Genomic DNA, 24,212 nt, shown 5'->3' with positions numbered 1-24,212 from the left:
CGGGGGCGGGCTGCGCCGGGGCGGCTTCGGCCTGCGGGGCCGCCGGGCGGGCCGCGGGATGGCCGCCGGGCGGGTTGTCGATGCCCGTCGCCACGACGGAGACGCGGATGCGCCCGTTCAGTGATGTATCGATGGCCGAGCCGAAGATGATGTTGGCGTCTTCCGCCACTTCCTCGCGGATGCGGTTCGCGGCCTGGTCCACCTCGAACAGGGTCAGGTCCTCGCCCCCCGTGATGTTGATCAGCAGCCCCTGCGCGCCGGACATCGAGGTATCTTCCAGCAGCGGGTTGGAAATGGCGTCCTCGGCCGCGGCGATGGCGCGGTTTTCGCCCTCGGCCTCGCCCGTGCCCATCATCGCCTTGCCCATTTCCGCCATGATGGTGCGGATATCGGCGAAGTCGAGGTTGACCAGCCCCGGCGCCATCATCAGGTCGGTCACGCCACGCACGCCCATGTACAGCACGTTGTCCGCCATCTTGAACGCGTCTTTCCAGCTTGTGCGCTCATTGGCCAGGCGGAACAGGTTCTGGTTGGGGATGATGATCAGGGTGTCGACAAACTGCTGCAGTTCGGCAATGCCCGCTTCCGCCGACTTGGCGCGGCGGTGGCCCTCGAACGTGAAGGGCTTGGTCACCACGCCCACGGTCAGGATGCCGCGTTCGCGCGCCATGCGGGCGATGACGGGTGCCGCCCCCGTGCCGGTGCCGCCGCCCATGCCCGCGGTGATGAACACCATGTGCGCGCCATCCAGGTGGCGCGAGAGTTCGTCACACGCTTCTTCCGCCGCCGCGCGGCCGATTTCGGGCTTCGCCCCCGCGCCCAGCCCCTGTGTCAGGTGGGGGCCAAGCTGGATGCGGCGGTCGGCGCTGCTGTGGGAAAGCTGCTGGGCATCGGTGTTGGCGACAACGAATTCCACGCCCTGCAACTGCGAATGGATCATGTTGTCCACCGCATTCGTACCACCGCCGCCAACCCCGATAACCGTGATGCGGGGCGTGAAATCGGAATGATTCTGTTGCGGGATGGTCAGGTTCAGGGTCATGCTTGGCTCCCGATGGATTGGGGTAGGCGTGCTGGCATACTAACGGCAAAAGTACAATAAAGGGTTTTCATGCAAGATCATACCCTGTCACGTATGAAATCCACGAAACGTCTGACAAGGCTGCCGGGACGCGTGTCGCGGGTCTCGGGTTCGCCCATTTCGTCCGCCGCCCCCGCCGCCCAGGCCAGCAGCCCCGCGGAGGTCGAGAACATCGGCCACGTCGCCGCGTTCTCGGGCAGGCCGACAATGCGGCGCGGGCGGCCCAGGCGCACCTGGCGGTTCAGGATCCGCGCCGCCATCGGCCCGATTCCCTCCAGCAGCGACCCGCCGCCGGTCAGGATCACCCGCCCGTCGGAGGCTGGGCCTACAGCGGCCATTTCCAGCCTGTCACGTACCATCTCCAGGGTTTCCTCCACGCGCGGGTGTATGATCGAGACAATCTTTGCGCGTGGAATTCTGACATAATGATGGTCGTTGTCGCCAATCAGCTGCACAAGGATAGGATCGTGGTCGTCACCCGCCAGCAGCTCGGCCGAGCCATGCATGGTTTTCAGCCGCTCGGCATTGTCGATGGAGGTGGACAGCCCGTGCGCGATGTCGCGCGTGATGTGCAGCCCGCCCACGGGAATGGTGGCGGTATGCAGCAGGCGGCCTTCGCCAAACACCCCGATCGAGGTGGTGCCCCCGCCCATGTCCACCACGGTGGCGCCCAGGTTGCGCTCGTCCTCGTTCATGACCGCAAGCCCCGAGGCGAGGGGGGACGACACCATCCCCTCGATCTTCAGTTCCACGCGCGACAGCACGGCCTCAAGGTTGCGCAGGGCGGTCGTGTTGGCGTCGATCACGTGCAGCCGCGCGGATAGCAGGTCGCACAGGTGCCCGCGCGGGTCCTGCACTTCCTGCGTGTCATCGACAGCGTAATCCAGCGGCAGGGTATGGATGGCCGACCGCCCTTCGGACACGGCGCGGACCCGGCCCTCGCTTATGATCCGGTTGACGTCGTTATCGGTGATCGCGCGCCCCCCCACGGACCAGCGCGCGTTGATGTGGCGGCTTTCGGGATGGCCGCAGGACAGGTTGACGAAAATCGAATCCCGGCGTTCCGTCGCCATGTCCTCCGCCTGCGCCACGGCGGCGCGGATGGCACTTTCCGCCTCGCGCAGGTCCACGATCCCGCCAGAGCGCACGCCATGCGACCGCCGCCACCCGTGGCCAAGGATGCGGATGGTGTTGTCAGGCTCGCCGCGCCCGATCAGGCATACGATCTTGGTGGACCCGATATCCAGCACGCTGAACGGCCCCGTGCGCAGCTTGCGCGTGGGCATGCGCTCGCCCGCGGGGACAGGCGACGCCGCAGGCCGCGGGCGGGGCAGGCGGGATGGCGCCCCGGGGGCACGGATGGCGGGAACCGGGGCGGCCGGTGTGGTGGTCTTTGTCGCGGGCAGGGTCGTCCTGACCATGCCCGGCACTGGATAGTTCATGCCCGCCTCCGTCTTGGGCCGGTATCGGGGGAAGAAAGCCATGGCGCGGCCGGGGCCTGGTCCCTGGTGGGGTCGGCCTGTGGCGGCGTGTCGTCCCGGTCGCTGTCGTTCGGGGCGACGGGGTTTTCACGCACGATCAGGCGGTCAGGCAGGCGCATGTCGATGGCGATTACCGGCCGGTCCAGTATCTTTATGTTTTCCTGCAATTGTGCAAGACGCTTCAGCGCCGCGACTTCCTGCCCTTCGGGCAGCAGGACGGTCGTGCCGTTGCGCAGCGTCAGGTTCCACCGCCGCTGGCCCACGCGCGATGCGGCCACGACATGGCTGCGCACCTCCGGCTGGGCAGACAGTTCGTCAATCAGGGCGGCGGCCGCGATGTTGGCGTCGGGGCCGACCACCAGCGGAAGCTGCATGAAGGCCTCAGCGTCCTTGCCGGTCATGCCCTGGTCGCGCACCTGGTTGCCATCGCGGTCGATCAGCATGAAATGTCCGTGATTCTGCCACACGGCAAAGGGGCGGCGTTCAAACAGGTGGATGATGATGGTGCCGGGCAGGTGGCGTTCCACCACGGAATGGTCGACAAACGGCAGCGCGTCGATGCGTTCGCGCGCAGCCGTGACGGAAAAGCCCAGTATGAAATCCCCCATGCGCGCGCCCAGCGCCTGCTGCAGCGCGGCCTCGCTGGTCAGCACGCAGCCGGTTACGTCAATTTCGGTAATGCGCAGGGGCAGCATGTTGATGATCCGCCCGCGCAGCGGCGCGAAACGCGGGTCCGACCCGAAATGCCGCAACGCCGTGGCGCAGACCACTCCTGCCACCACCAGCACCACCAGCAGCAGGGCCGGGCGCAGCAGGCGTTTCTGGCGGCGCAGGAAGATCGACAGCCGGGAGGGGCGGTCGCCGCTGTCGGTCGGTCGCCTCATGTACGGCAGGTCGCGTGGTCGATCATCCACTGGCACAGCGTGGCGTAGTCCATGCCGCAGGCGGCCTGCGCCTGTTCGGGCAGCAGGGATGTCGGCGTCATGCCCGGCTGGGTATTGGTTTCCAGTATGACCAGGCGGCCGGGCATGTCCGCCCCCGCGCTGTCGTCATAGCGGAAATCCGTGCGGCTGGCCCCACGGCACCCCAGCGCGCGGTGGGCGGCCAGCGCAAGTTCGCGCGCCCGTTCAAAGGCTGCGGGATGGATGCGTGCGGGCAGTTCGTGCCGCGACCCGCCGGATGCGTATTTGGCCTGGTAGTCATAAAAGCTGGGGCCGCTGCCCGTGGGCGTGATGTCGGTCACCGTCAGGGCGCTGTCTTCCAGCACGCCCACCGTCAGTTCCCGGCCGGGGATGTATTCTTCCACCAGCATCTGGCCACCGAACGTCCATTCCGCCGCCACGGTGGCGCGGCGGTTGCTGCCGGGCCGGATGATTTCCACCCCCACGGATGATCCCTCGTTCAGCGGCTTGACCACATAGGGGGCGGGCATCGGGTCCGCCGGTTCCAGTTGTGCCGGCGTCATGACCAGCCCGGTGGCGACCGGCAGCCCGGCCGCCATGAACACCATCCGCGCCGCATCCTTGTCCATGGCGGTGGCGGACGCCCGCACGCCGGAATGGGTGTAGGCGATGCCCATCCAGTCCAGCACGCCCTGGATCGACCCGTCCTCGCCAAACCGGCCGTGCATGGCGTTGAACACCACGTCGGGCCGGTGGGCCTGCAGGTCGGACACGATGGCCAGCAGGTCGGGGCCTGCGTCGATGCAGCGCACGTCGTGCCCCAGCCCGCGCAGGGCCTCGGCCACGTTGCGGCCACTGGCCAGGCTGACCGTGCGTTCGGCGGACATGCCGCCCATCAGGACGGAAACCCTGCGGGTCGTCATGCGCTTTCTCCCATGCTGTGCGTGGCGGGGCGGCCGATCCGCCTGATTTCCCAGCGCAATGTGACCGCCGTGTGGTCATGCACGCGCCTGATGACGGTATCGCCCAGTCCTTCCAGGTCGGACGCGGTGGCGTCGCCGGTGTTCAGCATGAAATTGCAGTGTTTTTCACTGATCTGCGCCCCACCGACCCTAAGCCCCCGGCAGCCCGCCGCATCGATCAGCTCCCATGCCTTGCGCTGCGATTCGTCAGGGGCGGGATTGCGGAAGGTCGATCCCCCCGTGCGCGCGCGCACCGGCTGCGCCGCCTCGCGCGCCGCGCGGATTTCATCGATTCGCTGGCGGATGATGGCGGCGGGGGCCGGCATTCCGTTCAGTCGCGCCCGGACCACGACCGATTGCGGTGGCAGGGTGGCGTGGCGGTAGCCGAAATCCAGCGAGGCTGCGGGCAGGCGCAGCAGCCTGCCGTCGCGCGTCACCACTTCCACCCAGTCCAGCACCGCCGCCATGTCCGACCCGTACGCCCCGGCATTCATGGCCACGGCGCCGCCGATCGAGCCGGGAATGCCCGCCAGGAATTCCAGCCCCGACAGCCCCGCTTCGGCCGCGTGTTCGGCAACCGTCATGTCAAGGCACGCCGCCCCCGCCACCAGCCCGTCCCCATCGCGCGCGATGGCGGAAAAACCGCGCGCAAGGCGGATGACCAGCCCGTCGATCCCGCCATCGCGCACGATCACGTTCGAACACGCGCCCAGCGGCATGACGGGAACCTCCAGCGGCAGGTGACGCAGGGCAAGGGCCAGGTCCTCGGCGCTGGCGGGCTGGAACAGCAGTTCCGCAGGGCCGCCCACGCGAAACCACGTACGCGGGCCAAGGGCGGCCTGCGGCGTCAGGCGGCCACGCGGGCGGCAGCCTTCCGTATCCAGGACCTGCGCCCATTGCGGCAGGGTGATGGCGGGGGCGGCGGTCATGAATGGGCATCCGCCTTCTGCGCCGGGGCGTGGGCGATGCCCTGCAGGTCGGCCAGCTGGGCGGGCAGCGCCTGCGCCCAGTTGGTGATGCTGCCAGCACCCAGGCAGACGACAAAGTCACCCGGGCGGGCAATGGCGTTGATCATTTCCGCAAGGTGCTCCGGCCCCGGCAGCGGCACGACGGAACGGTGCCCGCGTTCGCGCAGCCCCTCGACCAGCGCGTCGCGGTCGATGCCCTCGATCGGCTGTTCGCCGGCGGCATACACATCGGCGATGATGACGGTGCCCGCGTCGTTCATGCAGGTGCAGAATTCGTTGAACAGGGTTTTCAGCCGCGAATAACGGTGCGGCTGCATGACCGCGATCACGTTGCCCGCGCCCGCCTGCCGCGCGGCCTTCAGCACGGCGGCGATTTCCACCGGGTGGTGGCCGTAATCGTCAATGATGGTGATGGCCCGGGTCTCGCCGGTGCGGGTGAAGCGGCGCTTGACCCCACGGAAGGCGGCAAAGGCCGAGCGGATGGTCGCGTCGTCTATTTCCATCTCGGTGCCTACCGCGATGGCCGCCAGCGCGTTCTGCACGTTGTGGTGGCCCAGCATGGGCAGCCGGAACGGCCCCGCGCGGCGCGAACGGTTGCGGTTGCGGTTGGTGATCACGACCTCGAACGTCGCCCCCAGCTTGTCGGTAATCACCTTTTCCGCGCGCACGTCCGCCTGGGGCGAGAAGCCATAGGTGATGATCCGGTGGTCCGACAGGCGCGGGATCATCTGCTGGACCGCCGGGTGGTCGATGCACAGCACGGCAAAGCCGTAGAACGGGATGTTGGAGACGAACTGGTCATACGCCGCCTGCATGGCTTCTTCCGTGCCCCAGTGGTCCAGGTGCTCGGGGTCCATGTTGGTCACGACCGTAATGACAGAGGGCAGGCGCAGGAACGACCCGTCGCTTTCATCGGCTTCCACCACCATCCAGTCGCCCGAACCCATGCGGGTGTTGGTGCCGTAGGCTTCGATGATGCCGCCATTGATGACCGTGGGATCAAGCCTTGCCGCTTCCAGCACGGCGGCGACAAGGCTGGTGGTGGTGGTCTTGCCATGCGTGCCGCCCACCGCCACCGACCAGCGCAGGCGCATGAGTTCGGCCAGCATTTCCGCCCGCCGCACCACCGGGATCAGGCGCGCGCGCGCGGCCACGACCTCGGGGTTGTCGCGCTTGACGGCGGTGGAGGTCACGACCACCTGCGCCCCCCCCAGGTTGGCGGCGTCGTGGCCGATGGTCACGGGAATGCCGGCGGCGCGCAGGCGCGTGACATTGGCGCTTTCGGCAATGTCGGAACCCTGCACCGCATAGCCGAGCATATGCAGCACTTCGGCAATGCCGGACATGCCGATGCCGCCAATGCCGACGAAGTGGATGGTGCCAATGGAAAGGGGCAAGGCTCTCATGTCAACAGGTCTCCGTGTTCGCGCAGGCGGACTTAAGCGGTGCGGGGCAGGTCGGGCAAGCGGGCTTCTATCATATCCGCCAGACGGGCGGCGGCGTCGGGGCGGCCAAGGCGGCTGGCCGCCTGCGCCGTGCGGGCCAGCAGGTCACGGTCGGCCAGCAGGTCGGCCAGGCGCCGCGTCAGGGCGGGGGCGGTGAAATCGGGCTGGCGGATCATCCATGCGGCATGCGCGTCGCACAAAGCCTGTGCATTCGCGCCCTGTTCATCGCGTGCGGCGATGGGCAGCGGCACCAGCAGCGACGGACGCCCCGCCACCGTCAGTTCCGCAACCGATGACCCGCCCGCGCGCCCGATGACCAGGTGGGCCGCGCGCAGGCGCTCGGGCACGTTGTCAAGGAACGGGGCGATGGTGGCGGGAATGCCGGCGGCGCGGTAGGCGTCCGCCACGCGGTCCACGTCTTCCGCCCGCGCCTGCTGTGTCACCTGGATGCGCGCGCGCAATGCCGGGGCAAGGGCGGCAAGGGCGGGCGGCACCACGTCGCTGAATACCCGCGCGCCCAGCGACCCGCCCCATACCAGCAGGTTGATGACCCCGTTCGACGGCACGTAGCCTTCCCCCGCAAGGGCCGCGATGTCGGGCCGCACCGGCATGCCGGTCAGCGTTGCGGGCACGCCATCGGGCACGCCCGCGACGACAGGGAACGATGTCGCGATTCCATCCATGCGCGGGGCCAGGAAGCCGTTGGCCTTGCCCAGCACGGCGTTGCCTTCATGGATGAACAGCAGCGGCCGCCGTCTTTTGGGCAGCAGGCTGCCCCCCAGCAGCGGTGGCACGGACGGATAGCCGCCAAACCCGATGATGGCCGAAGGCCGGATGCGCGACAGGACGCCGCGCGCGAGCATCGTCCCGCGCCCCAGTGCCATGGCGGCGCGCGCCGCGCGGATGATGCCGCGCCCCGCGATTCCCGCGCCGGGCAGGACAAACTGCTGCCGTCCGGCAAAGATGCCGGTTTCGCGCAGGCCCGCGCGCCGGTCGGTCATGAGGACGATGTCATGCCCCCGCCGCACCAGTTCGCAGGCCAGCGCCTCGGCCGGGAAAAAATGGCCGCCGGTGCCTCCGGCCGCGACAGCAATGCAGTGACGGGTCATGACGGTGCTTTCTGCGATGAAGTGGGTGATCCGAACTGCCCGTAACGGCCTTCACCCGGCCGGTTGCGGGTCAGCGCCAGCACCAGGCCGATTGTAAGCGCAACCGACATGGCGGAGGAACCACCATAGGAAATAAAGGGCAGCGTCATGCCCTTGGTCGGGATCAGGTGCAGCGTGGACCCCATGTTGACAAAGGCCTGAAGCCCGAACCCCGTCACCAGCCCCGCCGTCGCCACCGTGATGAACGGGTCGTTTTCATGCAGAAGCTTGAGCAGGGTGCGGATGACGATGGTGGCGAACACGCCCACGATGAACAGGCATACCAGCATGCCGAATTCCTCCCCCGCCACGGCGAAGACGAAATCGGCATGCGCGTCGGGCAGCAGGTCCTTCACCCGGCCCTCGCCGGGGCCACGGCCCAGCAGGCCACCATTGCCAAAGGCCCGCAGGGCGGTGTCGATCTGGTAATGGTCGCCCACGGCGGGGTGCAGGAAGCGCTCCACGCGCGATCGCACGTGCGGGAACACCATATACGCGCCGACAAAGGCCGCGACCATGGCCGCCACCCCCGCGCCGACCAGGAACAGGCTCAGCCCGTCAATGAAAAGCTGGGCCAGGAAAACCGTGGTGATGACGCTGAGCATCCCGATATCGGGCTGTGACTTCAGCAAAAGCAGCACCAGCGCGAAAAGCCCGATCGCCACCAGCATGCCGGGAAAATACCGTCGCTTCTGGCGTTCGGTCAGCAGCCACGCCGTGACCACGGCAAAGAACGGCTTGAGGAATTCCGATGGCTGCACCGACATCATCGGCAGCGCGATCCACCGCCGCGCCCCCTTGATCTCGATCCCGTGCACCAGTGTCATGAAGGTCGCGGCCAGCGCCAGCACGAACCCGATCCACCCCATCAGCCGCACCGCGCGCAGCGACATCATGGACGTGGCGATGACGATCAGCGCCGCCAGGATCAGGAAGCACACCTGCTTGAAAATGAACATGTCGCGCGACGCGCCGATACGCACCGCCACGGCGGGGCTTGCGGCCAGCATCAGGATGTAGCCGAACCCGATCAGGATCCCCACGCAGATCAGCGTGACCCGGTCGATGCTGCGCCACCACCGGGCCGCCCATGACGTGTTTATGCGCGATATGCCGCTCATGCGCGGGCGGTTCCATCCCTGCTGGCGGCCAGTTCATGCACCAGGTGCACGAAACGCGCGCCACGGGCCTCGAACCCGCTGAACTGGTCGAAACTGGCGCAGGCGGGCGACAGCATCACGACATCGGCCCCCCGTTCGCGCGCGCAGTCCAGCGCTTCGGGCACGGCGCGGTCCAGCGTTTCGACAATACGGTGGGGAATGTTGTGGCGCGCCAGCGTCGCCGCCAGCACGGGCGCGTCCCGCCCGATCAGCAGCGCCATGGCGACGCGGCCGAACAGCGGGGCCAGTTCCTCGATCCCGCCGGCCTTGGCCGTGCCGCCCGCGATCCACACCATCCGGTCATGGCACGCCAGCGCGCGCGCGGTCGCGTCCGCATTGGTGGCCTTGCTGTCGTTGATGAAGCGGATGCCGTCGATGTTGCCCACGGTTTTCTGCCGGTGGTCCAGCGCCTCAAAGGAGGCAAGGGCCGGTTCCACCGCTTCCCGTGGCATGCCCAGATGCAGCGCCATGGCGGTGGCGGCCGCCGCGTTTTCGCGGTTATGGGTGCCCGGCAGGTCACGGGCGGCGCGCAGGTTGGCAATCACGCCCTCATGGTCACACAGCGCGTCGGGCGTGCAGTACAGGTCGCATTGCGGCCTGTCCGCGCCGCTGACGCAGGCGATGGTGGTCCGCGTGACCGCCAGCCGCCTGCGGATCTTCTCATAATCGGGCAGGGTCTCGCCCAGCACCGCAAGGTCGCCCGCGTGCTGGTGGTCGAAGACATGCAGCTTGGCGGTGACATACCCTGCCATGTCGCCATGCCGGTCCAGGTGGTCGGGGGTCAGGTTGAGCAGGCAGGCGACGTTGAAATGCATCTGCTCCAGCCGTTCCAGCATGTAGGACGACATTTCCAGCACGTACACCCCGTCATCGGGCAGCAGCGGCAGGGAAAGCGCGGCCGGGCCAAGGTTGCCGCCGACGGCGACCGGCATGCCGCAGGCGGCCAGCATGTGGGCCAGCAGCACCGTGGTGGTCGATTTGCCGTTGGTGCCGGTAATGCCCGCGAACCGCGCGCGGCTGCCCGCCGTGCGCACGGCGCGGTACAGCAGTTCCGCATCCGACAGGATCGGCACGAAGGCTTCCGCCGCCATGCGCGCCAGCGGGTGGGGGCTGGGCAGCCTGTGCGGGATGCCCGGCGAAAGCACCAGCCCCGCCAGCCCCAGCATGTTGTCGAACGGCGCCACCTTCAGCCGTTCATGTGGCGCAAGGGCCGCGCGGGCTTCCGGCCGGTCGTCCCATGCCTGCACGCTGGCCCCCATCGCCAGCAGGGCGGTGACGGCGGCGGCGCCATTGCGGCCCAGACCGGCCACGCCGTAATGGTGGGCCGCCAGCAGGGATGGGGGGAAGGCCGTGCTCATCGCAGTTTCAGCGTGGCCAGACCACACAGCCCCAGCACGATGGACACGATCCAGAAGCGGATGACGATCTTGGATTCCGCCCAGCCCTTCTTTTCAAAATGGTGGTGCAGCGGCGCCATCAGGAACACGCGCCGCCCGGTGCGCTTGTACCAGAACACCTGGATGATGACGGAAAACGTCTCCACCACAAACAGCCCGCCCACGATGCACAGCACCAGCTCGTGCTTGACCGCGACCGCGACCGCCCCCAGCGCGCCCCCCAGCGCCAGCGACCCGGTATCACCCATGAAGACTGCGGCAGGCGGCGCGTTGAACCACAGGAACCCAAGCCCCGCGCCCACCAGCGCCGAACAGAACACCCCCAGTTCCCCCGTGCCCGGCACGGCATGAAGCTGCAGGTAGTCGGCAAAGACATGGTTGCCGACAAGGTAGGAAATCAGCGCGAACACAAGGGCCGCGATGATGACCGGCACGATGGCCAGCCCGTCCAGCCCGTCGGTAAAGTTCACGGCGTTGCCAAAGCCGGTAATGGTGATCATGGCGAACAGCGGGAAGGCATAGCCCAGCGGCAGCAGCAGGTCTTTTACGAACGGAAAGGCAAGGTGGTTGGCAAGGTCGGGCGGCATCATGTGTTCCAGCCAGATGCCACCGATCAGGGACGCGCCGAATTCACATCCCAGCCGCATGCGCTTGGACACGCCATCGGTATTGCGGCGCGACAGCTTCAGGTAATCATCGGCAAAGCCCACCGCGCCGAAGGCCAGCGTCACCAGCATCACGGCCCAGACGAACCCGTTGGTCAGGTCCGCCCACAGCAGGGTGGACCCGAACAGCGAGGCCAGGATCAGCACGCCGCCCATGGTGGGGGTGCCGACCTTTTCGATCAGGTGGCGTTCGGGGCCGAGCGCGCGGATCGGCTGCCCCCCGCGCTGGATGCGGCGCAGGTGCGCGATCAGCGGGTTGCCAAGGCACAGGCTGATGACCAGCGCGGTCAGGCACGCGGCCCCGGACCGGAAGGTGATGTAGCGGAACAGGTTGAGCATGGAGGTATGCGCCCCCGCATGCTGCTGGAACAGGTCATACAGCATCAGGCCGGTCCCACCCGTGCGTCATCGGCCTGCAGGGCGGTGATGACGTGGCGCATCCGGCTGCCAAGGCTGCCCTTGACCATCACGGTGTCGCCCGTGCGCAGGGCCGCGCGCGCCAGCGGGGCAAGCTGGCTGGAATCAGGCATCCACCCCCCCTGTAGGGAAGAAGGCAGGGTGTCAAAGAGTGTTTTCATATTCGGGCCGCAACAGAAGACAATATCCGCGTTCGCGCGGACGGCAGGGAGAAGGGCGGTATGCTCATGCCGTGCAAACGCGCCCAGTTCAAGCATGTCGCCAAGGATGGCGACACGCCGCCCCGTGGCAACCAGCCCCATCAGGTCCAGGGCCGCCCGCACGGAGGCGGGGGAGGCGTTATAGCTTTCATCCAGCAGGGTGACTTTGTCCTGCATCACCCTGGCCATCGCCCCGCGTCCCGCCCCGGGGTGGAAGGTGGCCAGCCCGGCCACCGCATGGCCCATGTCGGCGCCCGCCGCGTGGGCGGCCGCCAGCGCCAGCATGGCGTTGTCGGCCATGTGGAGTCCCGGCGCGTTGACCCGCGCATGCCCCCGCCAGCCGGGCAGGGACAGGCCGAACCCGCTGCCCCGCGCGTCGGTTTTCACATCCGTTTCATACACGGCGCAGTCCGCCGTGTGTCCCGCCCACCACAGCGCGGCCCCCACGCTTTCGGCATTGCGCCGGAAATATTCCGCGCCGGTGACATGCGCGGGCACGATGCCGGTCCCGCCGCCATGGGGCAGGCCCAGCAGGATTTCCGCCTTTTCGCGCGCAATGGCGTCAAGGCTGCCCATAAGCCCCAGGTGCGAGGACGCAACCGTCGTCACCACCGCGACATCGGGCCGCACCATGTCAGCCAGGGGCCGGATCTCGCCGGGGTGGTTCATCCCGATCTCGCACACGCAGTACGCGGCGCTGGCGGGCAGGCGCGCCAGCGTCAGCGGCACGCCCCAGTGGTTGTTGTATGACGCCACCGCGTAATGCGTGGGACCGCACGCCGCCAGCGCATGGCGCAGCATGTCCTTGACCGATGTCTTGCCCACGCTGCCGGTCACCGCCACCATGCGCCCGGCAAAGCGCGCGCGGGCGAAACGCGCCATGCCCTGCATGGCCGCAAGCGTATCATCGACCATCAGGATACGCGGGTCATCCACCCCGCGGGGGCCATGCGCCACCACGGCCGCCGCCCCCGCGTCCAGCGCGGCGGCGACATGGGCGTGCCCGTCGCTGTTTTCACCCCGCAGCGCGATGAACACATCGCCCGGCCGCAGCGTGCGGGTGTCGATCGAAACGCCGGTCCCCGCGATGGCGTCGTGTGAGGATGACGGAAAACGCCCCGATGTCGCGGCCAGCAGGTCCGCGCGGTTCCATAACAGTGTCATTCAGTCCCCGTCAGGCCACGGATGACCGTGGCATCATCAAATGGCAGGACATCGTGGCCCACGACCTGCCCCTGTTCATGGCCCTTGCCCGCCACCACCAGCACGTCACCCGTACCCAGCATGTCCAGACCGGCCGCGATCGCGCGCCGCCGGTCCCCGATTTCGGTCGCACCCGGGGCGGCGTCCATGATCGCCGCGCGGATGGTGTCGGGCTGTTCCGTGCGCGGGTTGTCATCGGTCACGATCACCCGGTCGGCCAGGCGGGTCGCGGTCGCCCCCATGACCGGCCGCTTGCCCCGGTCACGGTCGCCGCCAGCCCCCATCACCACCACCAGCCGGCCCGGCGTATGCGGGCGCAGGGAGTGCAGCAGGCGTTCCAGCGCATCGGGCGTGTGGGCGTAATCGACATAGGCCGCGGCCCCGTTTGGCAGCACCGCCACCCGTTCCATCCGCCCGCGTACGCCATGCAGCCGCGCCAGCAGCGGCACCGCCCGGTCCGGTCCCGCCGCGTCCCGGTCCGCCAGTGCCGCGGCCAGCAGCATGTTGTCAACCTGGAACCGCCCCACCAGCGGCACCGTGATTTCATGCACCATGGCGGCGGTGGCGATGCGCAGCACCTGCCCCGTGGGCGTGGGGCGTGCTTCCAGCAGGCGCAGGGTCGCGCCCTGTTCGCCGGTGCTGCGCAGGACAAGGTTGCGGCGGCGGGCGATGTCGGCAATGGCGGTACAGGTTGCCGCATCCATGTCCGCGTTGATGGCCGCGATGCCGCCTTCGGGCAGGATGGTGTCAAACAGCCGCAGCTTGGCCGCGCGGTAGCGTTCGGTCGTGCCGTGGTAGTCCAGATGGTCACGGGTCAGGTTGCTGAAGCCCGCCGCGTACGGCGCCAGCCCGTCCAGCCTGCGCTGTTCCAGCCCGTGTGATGATGCCTCGATCGCCACATGCGCCACGCCGGCTTCCGCCATGGCCCCCAGCATGCGCATAAGCCCCACGCTGTCGGGCGTGGTCAGCACCGGCCCGCAATCGGGCAGCGGGCAGGGGGCGACCGCGCCCAGCGTGCCGATGGTGCCGGCGGGCAATCCCTGCAGGGTCCAGATCTGGCGCAGGAATTCCACCGTGCTGGTCTTGCCGTTGGTGCCGGTCACCGCCGCGATGGACGCGGGGACGCGCGGCGTCAGCACGCGCGCGATCATCGCCAGCGCATGCCGCGCGTCCGGCACGCGTATCGCCACGATGCCGGGGGGCAGGTCACAGGCCGGGGCCGCGTCCAGCAGTACGGCCACGGCCCCGCTCGCCATGGCCTGCGCGATGTAGGCCCGCCCGTCCATGCGCGCGCCGTGCAGGGCGGCAAAGACCATGCCGGGGCGGATGGCGCGGCTGTCGGCGGTGATGCCGGTCATGGTCAGCCCCTCCGCCGTGGCGGGTACGGGCGTGTCCACGCCGGCGCGGCGCAGGACTTCGGGCAGGTCCATCAATATTATCCCCTGTCGCGCGGGTGTGGGGCGGCCAGCGTGTCCACCGTGTTGCGGGCATGCAGGTCGCGGGCGGGAACCTGTGCCGTGCTGGTGGCCTTGCGGGCGGCATGGACATGGGCGGCGTGGGCCGTGGCCTCGTGTTCATGTTCATGTTCATGCAGGTGCGCCGTGCCCGGATCGTAACCCGGCCCCAGCGCGCGGTAGCCACGCGGCACGGCAGGCTTCATGGCAATGGCCAGCGATGCCTCGATCGCCGCTTCATGCTGCGTATCGGGGAACAGGCCCAGCATGGGCGCGATGCGCGTAATCATGTGCGACGCCGTCGGCGCCGCGTTCCACCCCGCCGTGGTCCAGCCATGGGTCTGGGCCGTGGGCCTGGGGCTGTCCAGCATGACATAGATTGCGTAACGCGGCGCGTTCATGGGAAAAATGCCGGTAAAGGCGGATACGTTGACATGTTTCAGGTAGCCGCCATGCGGGCCGATCTTTTCCGCGGTCCCCGTCTTGCCGCCCACGTAATAGCCCGGCGATTCCGCCTTCTGCCCGGTGCCCTTCACCACGTCGAGGCGCAGGATCCTGCGCAGGATGTCCGAATTGGCCGCCGAGATCAGGCGTTCGGCGCCGGCGGGCACGCCGGGCGGCGTGTCCGTGGCGCTGGAGGCACCCGCATCCTGCGCCGTGTCGGCCGCCACCAGGGTGGGTTTGAGCAGGAAGCCCCCGTTGGCGGTCGCGGCCGTTCCCCGGACGATGGAAAGCGGCGGTTCGGCCACGCCATGGCCGAACGCCACCGTCATGGTGGTCGAGACGCCCCAGTTATGGACCGATGGCACGATCGGCCGCCCCGCCTCGGGCAGTTCGACCGGCACGCGGGAAAAGAAGCCCATGCCGCGCAGCCAGTCCTGCTGGCGCGCCGCCCCCGCATCCAGCGCGATATGCGCCGCCGCCGGGTTGGAGGAATAGGCCATGACTTCCGGCAGGGACAGCCACGGCGCGAAATGGTCGGATTTCATATCCGATATGGTGAAGCGGCCGATCTTGATGGGCGTGCTGGAAAAGCTGTCCCAGATATGGGCGACCCCTTCCTGCAGGGCCATGGCGACGGTCTGGAGCTTGAAGGTCGAGCCGGGTTCGTACATGCCGGTCACGGCGCGGTTGAAGCGGGAGTCAGGCGACGCCCGGCCAAAATCGTTGGCGTCGTAGTCGGGCAGGCTGACCATGGTTATGATCTCGCCGGTATGCACGTCCATCACGATGGCGCAGGCCCCGATGGCCTGGAACGTGTCCATGGCCGCCTGCAGTTCGTCATGCACCACGTTCTGCACGCGCACGTCCACCGACAGGCGCAGCGGCGCGCGGTCGCTGTCCAGACGTTTGTCAAAAAACCGCTCCACCCCCGCAACCCCGTGGTCGTCAATGTCCACGCCACCTAGTATCTGGGCCGCGACCCGGCCCATGGGGTAGCGCCGGCGCTCGCCGGGTTCGAAATACACCCCGGGAATGCCCAGGTTGTTGATCGCCAGTTCCTGCGCCGGGGAAATGTCACGCGCCAGGTAGACGAACTGCTTGTTCAGCGACAGGCGGCGTTTCGTTTCCTCCTCGTTCAGGGTGGGCAGGGCGGCCTTCAGCCTGTGGGCGGCGTCGGCGGCGTCGATCATTTCCTGCGGGTTGGCATAGACCTGCGCCACCGGCAGCGACATGGCCAGCACCTGCCCCGTGCGGTCGATGATCGAGGCGCGATGGACTTGTGGCAGCGCCACATCCCCCGCGATCATGCCCTTTGGGTCGCTTTTGGGAATGGGCGGCACCTGTGGCGCGATCTGCTGCTGCTGTGGCGGCATGGGGCGGATGATCGTCGCCATGGTCAGCTTCAGCCCGATGGCCGAGAACAGGACGCAGAACACCCCCGCCACGACCACAAGCCGCGCATGCATCCGGTCCTGCGCCATGAGCGTACGCAGGCTGCCACCGACGGGGATGGTATCCTGCGCGCTCCTGGCTGGCTGGTCTTGGGTCGGGTTGGTCATGCGCGTTCCGGGCTGGGGGCCGGGGTGGGGAATGGATCAGGGATCAGTTGCTGACGGGCACCGGGGGCGGCAGCGTGCCGACATGGGGCGTGCCAAGGGAACTGCCGCCCATATGCACGGCCGCCGGGCGCCATGCGGCTTCGGCTATGTTCGGGCTGCGCGCGTGGTAGCTGGCCCCCATGCGGGTGGCGGGCACGACGGTGTCATGCACGACGGCCGCACGGGCGGGTTCGGCCGATGCCACCGCCACCGGGCGTTCGGACGCATGCACGTGTTCCACGGTCGCGGCGCGCGGGGCGGGACGGGCATCGTTCTGGGCCAGGGCGCGGGCCAGGGCGTCATGGGGCGCGGGGTCGGCATGGCGGGGGGCTGCCGCCACGTGGTCGGCATGCGCCACCACCGGCGCGGCTGCTGGCATGGCCGGGGCGGCGTGCGGCGCGGGGGCCGCGTCATGCGCCGGCGGGATCACGACATGGTCGGCCGCCAGGGTCGCAACCATTGTCGCGCGCGGGGCCGGGGCGGGATGCGGCGACGGGCTGCCGGGCGCGGGCAGGTGGGCCGCAAGGGCCGACATCTGCACGAACTGCGTGGGGGTTACGGGCTGCAGCCCTTTGTCATACCGGCTGGCCAGCGTGCCCAGCCGGTCGGGCTGGTTCAGCATGGCCCATTCGGCGCGCAGCATCGCCGTTTGCGACCGGACGTGTTCGGTCTGTTCCACGATCTGCGCGATCTGGTGATCAAGCGCGGTTGTCTGCTGCTTCTTGTTATACAGGAACAGGCCGGAGACCGCCGCCACCACGGCGAAGAATAACGTGACAAACCGACTCATTCGGCAGTTTCCGATGCTGGAATGGATGGGGGGGCAATGCATTCCATCGCCCGCAGTCTTGCGCTGCGTGCACGTGGATTACGGCGGGTTTCTTCTTCTCCCGGCCGGATGGGGCGTCCGGTCAGGAGCGTAAAGCCCGTGGGGGCCGCGCGCGCGGTCATGGCGCGCGGGTCGTGGCGCGAGGGGGCGGGCATGCGGCCCGCGGCCCGCGCCATCGCCTGCTTGACCAGCCTGTCTTCCAGCGAATGGAACGACACGACAACCAGCCGCCCGCCCGGCGCCAGCAGGCGCGGGGCGGCGTCCAGCATGCGGGTGATCTGGCCCAGCTCGTCATTGACGTGGATGCGCAGGCCCTGGAACGTGCGGGTGGCGGGGTCGATGCCCGAGCGGTCGGGGCGCACGACCGAACGCACCACATCCGCAAGCTGCGCCGTGCGCAGCAGGGGCGCTTCCGCCCGGGCGGCCACGATGGCGCGGGCGACGCGGCGCGACAGCCGTTCCTCGCCATAATGGTAGATGATGTCGGCCAGCTCCCCTTCGGGCAGCGTGTTGACCACGTCGGCCGCCGTCGGCCCCGTATCCGCCATGCGCATGTCCAGCGGCCCGTCCATGCGGAAGGAGAAGCCGCGCGCGGCCTCGTCGATCTGGTAGGACGAAACCCCAAGGTCCAGCACGATGCCGTCAACCTGCGCAATGCCCGCATCCGCCAGCAGGCCGGCCATGTCGGCGAACCCGCCATGAAGCAGGTGCAGCCGCGATGCGCCGTGCCCGTCGGGGAAGGCGGGGGCAAGGGCCTGCCCGCGCGCGATCGCGGCGGGGTCGCGGTCGATGCCCCATAGCTGGCAGTCGCACCCGGCAAGGATGGCGCGCGCGTAGCCGCCGCCGCCAAACGTGCCGTCCACGTAACGGCCGCCATCACGCGGGGCGAGGTATTCCATGACCTCGGCCAGCATGACGGGCACATGCCCGGGATCGTGCCCGGGGTCGTGCGGAAGGAAGGCCGCGTTCATGACGGCGTGCCCGTGGTGGCGGCGCCCCGGCCCGCCGTCAGGCGGCGGGCGCGTTCGCGCGCGGCGGTGCGGCGGTCTGCGGCCGCCTGCGGGTCCCAGATCTGGAAGGTGCGGCCCAGCCCCATGAAGGTGGCCTGGTCCGTCAGCCCCGCATAGGCCCGCAGCGATTCCGGCAGCAGGATGCGCCCTTCCTTGTCCGCCTCGAACGGATAGGCGTCGGCATACAGCGCGGTGGCGAGGTCGTCGTGGTCTTCGGAAAAAATGTCCATTTCATCCAGCGGGCGGGTCAGTGCGGCAAAAGCATCAGCGGGCCATGCCTCAAGGCAGGGATGCAGATGGGACGGGCGCAGGATGGCCAGTGGCTCGCCCGATTTGGCCCGGGCACGCAGCGCGGCGCGGAATGCCGACGGAATGGAAACCCGTCCCTTTGCATCCAGCCGGTTCTGGTGTGTGCCCAGGAATACACTCACGCTGCGCGATGCCCTCCCTTGGCATGGATTTACAGGAACCGGATGGATGACTGGCCGCCGGGCGACGGCTCCGGAATCTGGCCGCCATCCCTTGTCCGGTGTGGTCATGGGATAACATGGGATTTTATGGGCGGTCAATTAAAGATGTAGGAAAGATGGCTGAAAACTGCAGTTATTCCAGCACAACCTCCGGGACCCGCATGTAAAGGGGAAAAATCAGGGCCAATATGGCAGCAATGTGATATGTTTATGGTTTGTTCTTTTGTATTAATACTTGTAAACAACTCTGGGTAGAGGGCGCTGCCACCCCCGTTTCAGGCATAAGGTAGGAAAAGATGCCAGACGGTCTGTAAGCCGGGTTCTGTCCGCCCATGGGGCGGGACGGTCATTCCTCTGCGATGGGCCTTGCGGCGCACCTTGCGCGACCAACCCGAACGACGGGGCGGAATCCCCTGATGGCGCCTTGCGGCCCATCCGCCGTTCCTATTCGGTCTTGCTCCCGGTGGGGTTTGCCCTGCCATCCATGTTGCCATGCATGCGGTGCGCTCTTACCGCACCGTTTCACCCTTGCCCCCAACACGGCCCGTACTGCTACGGGCCTTGCCGTGGGGGCGGTCTGTTTTCTGTGGCACTGTCCCTGGGGTCGCCCCCGCCGGCCGTTAGCCGGCACCGTTTTTCCGTGGAGCCCGGACTTTCCTCCATCACGTGCGCGAGCACGCGACAGCGACCGTCCGACCGTCTGGCATGCGGAAACTGGCGGTGCATGCATCCGGCGTCAAGCGATAAATGATGGGGACGGGGTGCCCGCGCCCTTTTCCGTTCCCGTTTCCCGCCGGAGATGCCCCATGCCAGATTCCACCGCCGTGTCCCCGCCCGGCCTGCTGACCCGCCTGCTGCTGGGGGGGCTGAAACTGCGCGCCGCCCGCCGCGCCCACGAACCCCATACGCTGGAGGACATGCGCGCGAAACTGGACCGCCCATGTTTTCCCATGGCGCTGTCATCATTGCAGGTGCGGCGCGTGATCGCATGCCGCGTGCCGGGCAGTCGGGGCATGCTGTCCGCGCGGCTGTACATACCCTATGGCCGGGTGCATGGCGTGGTGCTGTTCATGCATGGGGGCGGGTATGTGCATTGCGGGCTGAATTCGCACCACGGCATCTGCTGCCGGCTTGCGCGGCAGTCGGGGGCGGCGGTGCTGTCCATCGCCTACAGCCTTGCGCCTGAAAACCGTTTTCCCGTTGCCGTGGATGACTGCTGGGCGGCGTTGCGGTGGCTTGCGGGGGAGGCCCACCGCTGGGGCGGTCCCATCGCGGTGGCGGGCGACAGCGCGGGCGGCACGCTGGCGGCCGTTCTGGCGCAGATGGCGCGCGACCGGGGCGGGCCGGAACTGGCCATGCAGCTATTGTATTACCCGTCCCTGTATGGCGAGCGCGACGTGCCATCGCGCCAGACCTATGCCAGTGGCTACATGCTGTCGACCCGGCTTATGGAATGGTATGCCGAACAGTATATCCGCACGCCCGCCGACCTGCGGGACCCGCGGCTGGCCCCGATCTATGCCCCGTCGCTGGCGGGGCTGGCGCCCGCGGTGATCGGGCTTGCGCAATGCGACCCGCTGCATGACGAGGGAACAGGTTACGCCGCCGCCATGCGCAAGGCTGGAAGTGCGGCCGAAACCCGCACATGGCGGGGCACGGTGCACGGGTTCCTGAACTTCTACGCCTTCCTGCCCGCCGGGCGGGAGGCCATACGCCATGGCGCGCACGCCCTGAAACGCGCCCTGCGTGGCGGGCGCGTGGTCAGCGCGGCAGCGGGTGGAATACCCCCGGTGACTGCCAGTCCGTCCGTGCCGTCTGTCCAACCCGATCGATCTGCAGCGTAAACAGGCGCGGCAGGGTGTTGCGGTCGCCGGGGCACCTGCCGGAATGCTTTTCCATCACGTCGATGCGGGTTGCATCCGGCGGGTCGTTGCCGTTGAGCACGAACAGCAGGCAGTCCCCGGAATCGGATGTCATGCCGTTATGGGTGACGATGGTGCGGAAATGTTCGACCAGCGCGGTGTTGTCGAACCAGCTTGCGCGTGAAAACGTCAGCCTGTCCGCCGCCTGGTCCAGCCAGCCCATGCGCCCGACCAGAAAGACAAGGGCCGCCATGGGCACGATCATCAGCACCCGGCGCACGATCCGCTGCTTCAGCGTGACGGGCGCGCGCCTGCGGGTCAGGCGCGGCGATGTGGGGGTGGGGGTGGGGGCCTTGGTCATGCGGGGTTATTTCTTCATGTCCTCGTGCCACAGGTGCCCCGACTGCGACAGCAGGTTGCGCGCGCCCTCCGGCCCCCACGTGCCGGCGGCATAGGGTTCCAGCGGGGCCTTGTTTTCGCGCCAGCCCTGCTCGATCGGGTCGATCCAGCGCCATGCGGCGGCCACTTCGTCACGGCGGATGAACAGGATCGGGTCCCCGCGCACCACATCCAGCAGCAGGCGTTCATACGCGTCGGGGTAGCGGACGTTGAAGGCTTTCTCGAATTCGATGTTGATATCGGCCTGCCGCAGCGCAAGGCTGTCGGTTGGCGTCGGGTCCTTGGTGGCGACCGACAGCATCACGCCCTCATCGGGCTGGATGCGGATGATCAGGCGGTTGGGTTCGGGCCGGTTGGCGAAGATCGACCACGGCGCCGACTTGAACTGGATCACGATCTCGCTGCACTTTTCCGCCATGCGCTTGCCCGATCGCAGGTAGAACGGCACGTTGCCCCACCGCCATGTCGAGATCTCGACCTTCAGCGCGACAAAGGTTTCCGTCTCGCTCGTCACGCCTTCGCCCAGGTCCTCCAGGTAGCTGCCGACCGTCCTGTCGCCAATCGTGCCGCGTGCGTACTGCCCGCGCGCGGTGTAGATCGCCACGTCATCGGCCGGGATGGGCTTGAGCGCGTGCAGCACCTTCAGCTTTTCATTGCGCACGCTGTCGGCTTCCAGCGATACCGGCGGGTCCATCGCCACCAGGCACAGCACCTGCAGCAGGTGGTTCTGGATCATGTCGCGCAGCGCGCCGGAACGGTCGTAATACGCGCCGCGCCCTTCCACGCCCACGGTCTCGGCCGCCGTGATCTGCACGTAATCAATCGCATCGCATGACCACAGCCGTTCGAACACCGGGTTGGCGAAGCGCAGCGCGATCAGGTTCTGGACCGTTTCCTTGCCCAGGTAGTGGTCGATGCGGAAAATCTGGTTTTCATGGAAGTGGCGGCCCACGCTGTCATTGATCGCCTCGGCGCTGGCAAGGTCGGTGCCGATGGGCTTTTCCAGCACCACGCGCGACTGTCCGGTAATCAGCCCCTGCGTGTTCAGGTTTTCACAGATCTGCCCGTACAGCGCGGGCGACGTGGCCAGGTAATAGACCCGGATGCGTGTGGCGGGGGCGGCATCCAGCAGGGTCTTCAGCGCGGGCCAGTCGCTTTCGGCTTCCGCCCCGTTCAGGCTGACATAATGCACCATGTCCAAAAAACGCCGCACGGTGGCGTCATCAAGTGCGTCGGGCTGGACATGCGCGCCCAGCGCCGCATGCGCGCGCTGCTGGTAGTCGGCGCGCGACAGCGGCGAGCGCGCGGTGCCGATAATGCGGGAATCATCGGGGATCTGCCCGTCGCGGTAACGGTAGTACAGCGCAGGCAGCAGCTTGCGCATGGTCAGGTCACCCGTCCCGCCGAAAACGATGTAGTCAAAGGTGTCAACGGGGGGAAGATGTGCCATGGAAGTCGGCCTCCTGCCTGTATATGGTGCCAGGCATGCCCGGCGGGCATGCGCGGTATATGGGGCATGACGCAAATGCGGCATACTGGCGTGCCGCTTCGATTACGGCCCGTCTCTCCGGGCTGTCAAGTTGGCATTGACCATCGGGCGGCGGCGCGATAATCCCGCCGTTCCACCCCGTCGCCTAGTGACATTCCCTTCATGTGTGCTGATGGGCGCGGAACGGCACAATCACGATATCTGGAGACACCTGCCATGAATGCTGACAATTTCGAGGCGGAAGACAAGTCTGCCGCCGTCGGCGGTATCGCAGCCGACCGCCTGCGCAGCATCATCGAACGCGTTGAGCGCCTGGAAGAAGAGCGCAAGGCCCTGGCCGGCGACATCAAGGACATCTTTACCGAAGCGAAGTCCGCCGGTTTTGATGTAAAGGTGATCCGCCAGATCATCCGCCTGCGCAAGCAGGAACCGGCGGAAGTGGAAGAACAGGAAACCCTGCTTGACATCTACCGCCGCGCGCTGGGCATGTAATGGTCTGGCGGCGCGCGTGGCGCCCGCCCGCGTTGCCGGGTAACTTCAGTTCAGGTGGCACGATCCATGCTGTCGTCGCTTTTTCCCGAATGGATGCCCGCGTGGGCGCAGGCGGTGCTGCTGGCGGGCGGCATCGTGTTCACGCTGGTGTGGCTGCTGGTGCCTTTCGCGGTCTTTGGCGTGAAGGGGCGGCTGGATAACCTTGCCATACAGCTTGATGACCTGCAGGCGGAACTGCGGGTCATCGCGCTGGGGCAGCAGCATGCCGCCAACGCCGCGGCAGCGGTAGCCGGTGACATGCCGCCCGACGGCGCAGCCCCGGCCCCCGTATGGGAACCCGAACCCGTGCGTGCGCCCGCCCGGCCCGTCCCTGATCATGGCGGGATGGGGGACGGAAGCGACATTCCCGCCTATGAACGCCGTGCGGCGCGCGGCGCGCCCGCGCAGCCCATCCGTCCCGTAACCCCGGTGCGGCCGCAGCCCCGGGCCGAACCGCTCCGGCCCGTGGAGCCGGTGCGTGCGCCCGAACCCGTGCGCGCCCCGCCGGCGCGGCATGACATTGCGGATGAATGGGATGTGCTGTCATCGGGGCGCAAGGGGGCACGGCCCTACGTGCCCCGCGCGGCCGAACGGGACGGCGTGGAGGATCGGCGTGAGAGGCAGGATACGCCATCCCTGTCCGACTGGAGCCGTAACGGCCCGCGTGATGACGATGCCAGCCGTGGCGCGCGCCCGGTGCGGGCATCAGTCTGGCCGCCCGAACGCGGGGCGCGCGCGGAACCGACCCTGCGCTGGCCGCCCCGCCCGGAATAGGCAGGCCGGGGCAGGGCTGAACTGGCAGATAAAAGTCTTTGGGAGCCGCCTTTTTTCAAAAAGGCGGCGTTTTCTGGCGCTTTTTTTTTGGGGCCTGTTGGGGATTAGCGTGAATTGATGACTGCGGCCACGAGATAGATCATGGCTGAGAATGACCTGTCTGTCTTGTCGCTGCGCATGGCGATGCGCTTGAACTCCTTAAGTTTGCAGAAGAAGTTCTCGATAAGATGGCGCGCTTTGAACAGGGCCTTATCGAACGGGCGTCTGTCGAGGCGGTTTTTGCGCTGGGGAATGACCACACAGGCGCCTTGCGCGCGTATGCT

The 24,212-nt window shown here is 67.8% G+C and carries 21 protein-coding genes, 1 other RNA gene and 1 pseudogene; 3 read left to right on the top strand and 20 right to left on the bottom strand.

What is annotated here, in order from left to right:
- The 17 genes from ftsZ to rnpB all read right to left on the bottom strand — a co-directional run.
- Positions 1-1,042: cell division protein FtsZ (ftsZ, locus tag CFR76_RS15450; RefSeq protein ID WP_244191979.1), on the bottom strand; the 1,042-nt coding region annotated here is incomplete at its 3' end.
- Positions 1,043-1,119: 77 nt separating this feature from the next.
- Entirely contained in the window at positions 1,120-2,523 is a 1,404-nt protein-coding gene (gene ftsA / locus CFR76_RS15445) for a cell division protein FtsA (RefSeq protein ID WP_244191978.1), read from the bottom strand.
- On the bottom strand, positions 2,520-3,446 hold the full coding sequence (locus CFR76_RS15440; RefSeq protein ID WP_110557780.1) for a cell division protein FtsQ/DivIB: 927 nt from the start codon (positions 3,444-3,446) through the stop codon (positions 2,520-2,522). The genes ftsA and CFR76_RS15440 overlap by 4 nt, the downstream gene beginning before the upstream one ends.
- A complete protein-coding gene (locus CFR76_RS15435) occupies positions 3,443-4,387 on the bottom strand; it encodes a D-alanine--D-alanine ligase (RefSeq protein ID WP_110557779.1) in 945 nt (314 codons plus the stop codon). Before CFR76_RS15435 ends, CFR76_RS15440 begins: the two co-directional genes overlap by 4 nt.
- On the bottom strand, positions 4,384-5,355 hold the full coding sequence (gene murB / locus CFR76_RS15430) for a UDP-N-acetylmuramate dehydrogenase (RefSeq protein ID WP_110557778.1): 972 nt from the start codon (positions 5,353-5,355) through the stop codon (positions 4,384-4,386). Before murB ends, CFR76_RS15435 begins: the two co-directional genes overlap by 4 nt.
- A complete protein-coding gene (murC, locus tag CFR76_RS15425) occupies positions 5,352-6,800 on the bottom strand; it encodes a UDP-N-acetylmuramate--L-alanine ligase (protein WP_110557777.1) in 1,449 nt (482 codons plus the stop codon). The genes murB and murC overlap by 4 nt, the downstream gene beginning before the upstream one ends.
- Before the next feature lie 32 nt (positions 6,801-6,832).
- Entirely contained in the window at positions 6,833-7,948 is a 1,116-nt protein-coding gene (locus CFR76_RS15420) for a UDP-N-acetylglucosamine--N-acetylmuramyl-(pentapeptide) pyrophosphoryl-undecaprenol N-acetylglucosamine transferase (RefSeq protein WP_110557776.1), read from the bottom strand.
- The gene (locus tag CFR76_RS15415) at positions 7,945-9,108 is read right to left on the bottom strand and encodes an FtsW/RodA/SpoVE family cell cycle protein (protein ID WP_110557775.1); all 1,164 of its coding nucleotides are present in this window, start codon (positions 9,106-9,108) and stop codon (positions 7,945-7,947) included. Before CFR76_RS15415 ends, CFR76_RS15420 begins: the two co-directional genes overlap by 4 nt.
- Complete coding sequence (murD, locus tag CFR76_RS15410) at positions 9,105-10,505, bottom strand: UDP-N-acetylmuramoyl-L-alanine--D-glutamate ligase (protein ID WP_110557774.1); 1,401 nt, start codon at positions 10,503-10,505, stop codon at positions 9,105-9,107. Before murD ends, CFR76_RS15415 begins: the two co-directional genes overlap by 4 nt.
- A complete protein-coding gene (gene mraY / locus CFR76_RS15405; RefSeq protein WP_025438857.1) occupies positions 10,502-11,593 on the bottom strand; it encodes a phospho-N-acetylmuramoyl-pentapeptide-transferase in 1,092 nt (363 codons plus the stop codon). Before mraY ends, murD begins: the two co-directional genes overlap by 4 nt.
- Entirely contained in the window at positions 11,593-12,990 is a 1,398-nt protein-coding gene (locus CFR76_RS15400; RefSeq protein ID WP_110557773.1) for a UDP-N-acetylmuramoyl-tripeptide--D-alanyl-D-alanine ligase, read from the bottom strand. Before CFR76_RS15400 ends, mraY begins: the two co-directional genes overlap by 1 nt.
- Positions 12,987-14,459 (bottom strand): UDP-N-acetylmuramoyl-L-alanyl-D-glutamate--2,6-diaminopimelate ligase, encoded by a 1,473-nt coding sequence (locus tag CFR76_RS15395; protein ID WP_110557772.1) that lies wholly within the window; start codon positions 14,457-14,459, stop codon positions 12,987-12,989. The genes CFR76_RS15400 and CFR76_RS15395 overlap by 4 nt, the downstream gene beginning before the upstream one ends.
- A gap of 5 nt (positions 14,460-14,464) precedes the next feature.
- Positions 14,465-16,486, bottom strand: a complete 2,022-nt coding sequence (locus CFR76_RS15390; RefSeq protein WP_110557771.1) for a peptidoglycan D,D-transpeptidase FtsI family protein — start codon at positions 16,484-16,486, stop codon at positions 14,465-14,467.
- Between the two features lie 43 nt (positions 16,487-16,529).
- Positions 16,530-17,315 carry a cell division protein FtsL gene (gene ftsL, locus CFR76_RS15385; RefSeq protein ID WP_110557770.1) on the bottom strand — a complete coding sequence of 262 codons (786 nt, stop codon included), beginning with the start codon at positions 17,313-17,315 and terminating at the stop codon, positions 16,530-16,532.
- Positions 17,312-18,325, bottom strand: coding sequence for a 16S rRNA (cytosine(1402)-N(4))-methyltransferase RsmH (gene rsmH / locus CFR76_RS15380; RefSeq protein WP_110557769.1), 1,014 nt, complete (start codon positions 18,323-18,325; stop codon positions 17,312-17,314). Before rsmH ends, ftsL begins: the two co-directional genes overlap by 4 nt.
- Positions 18,322-18,795, bottom strand: coding sequence for a division/cell wall cluster transcriptional repressor MraZ (gene mraZ, locus CFR76_RS15375; protein ID WP_110557768.1), 474 nt, complete (start codon positions 18,793-18,795; stop codon positions 18,322-18,324). The genes rsmH and mraZ overlap by 4 nt, the downstream gene beginning before the upstream one ends.
- A 334-nt stretch (positions 18,796-19,129) precedes the next feature.
- An RNA gene (rnpB, locus tag CFR76_RS15370) (RNase P RNA component class A) lies at positions 19,130-19,538 on the bottom strand.
- A gap of 102 nt (positions 19,539-19,640) precedes the next feature.
- Here rnpB and CFR76_RS15365 point away from each other — a divergent pair.
- Positions 19,641-20,678, top strand: a complete 1,038-nt coding sequence (locus CFR76_RS15365) for an alpha/beta hydrolase (RefSeq protein WP_110557767.1) — start codon at positions 19,641-19,643, stop codon at positions 20,676-20,678.
- Here the strand turns inward: CFR76_RS15365 and CFR76_RS15360 are convergent.
- Positions 20,596-21,057 (bottom strand): hypothetical protein, encoded by a 462-nt coding sequence (locus CFR76_RS15360; RefSeq protein ID WP_110557766.1) that lies wholly within the window; start codon positions 21,055-21,057, stop codon positions 20,596-20,598. The genes CFR76_RS15365 and CFR76_RS15360 overlap by 83 nt on opposite strands.
- Positions 21,058-21,063: 6 nt before the next feature.
- Positions 21,064-22,545: a glucose-6-phosphate dehydrogenase gene (zwf, locus tag CFR76_RS15355; protein WP_110557765.1), complete on the bottom strand. Its 1,482-nt coding sequence runs from the start codon at positions 22,543-22,545 to the stop codon at positions 21,064-21,066.
- 255 nt (positions 22,546-22,800) lie between these two features.
- On the opposite strand from zwf, the gene CFR76_RS15350 reads away from it, so the two are divergent.
- Positions 22,801-23,076, top strand: a complete 276-nt coding sequence (locus CFR76_RS15350) for a DUF2312 domain-containing protein (RefSeq protein WP_010509284.1) — start codon at positions 22,801-22,803, stop codon at positions 23,074-23,076.
- Positions 23,077-23,142: 66 nt separating this feature from the next.
- Positions 23,143-23,889, top strand: a complete 747-nt coding sequence (locus CFR76_RS15345) for a hypothetical protein (protein ID WP_110557764.1) — start codon at positions 23,143-23,145, stop codon at positions 23,887-23,889.
- A 104-nt stretch (positions 23,890-23,993) separates the two neighbouring features.
- On the opposite strand, the pseudogene CFR76_RS15340 reads toward CFR76_RS15345, so the two are convergent.
- Positions 23,994-24,212, bottom strand: a pseudogene (locus CFR76_RS15340) (IS5/IS1182 family transposase); the annotation flags it as partial.

Origin of the sequence: Komagataeibacter swingsii (assembly GCF_003207895.1) — a bacterium.
Lineage (GTDB): Bacteria > Pseudomonadota > Alphaproteobacteria > Acetobacterales > Acetobacteraceae > Komagataeibacter > Komagataeibacter swingsii.
The sequence above is the reverse complement of the archived record's forward strand: the minus strand, read 5'-3'. Positions and strand labels throughout refer to the sequence as shown.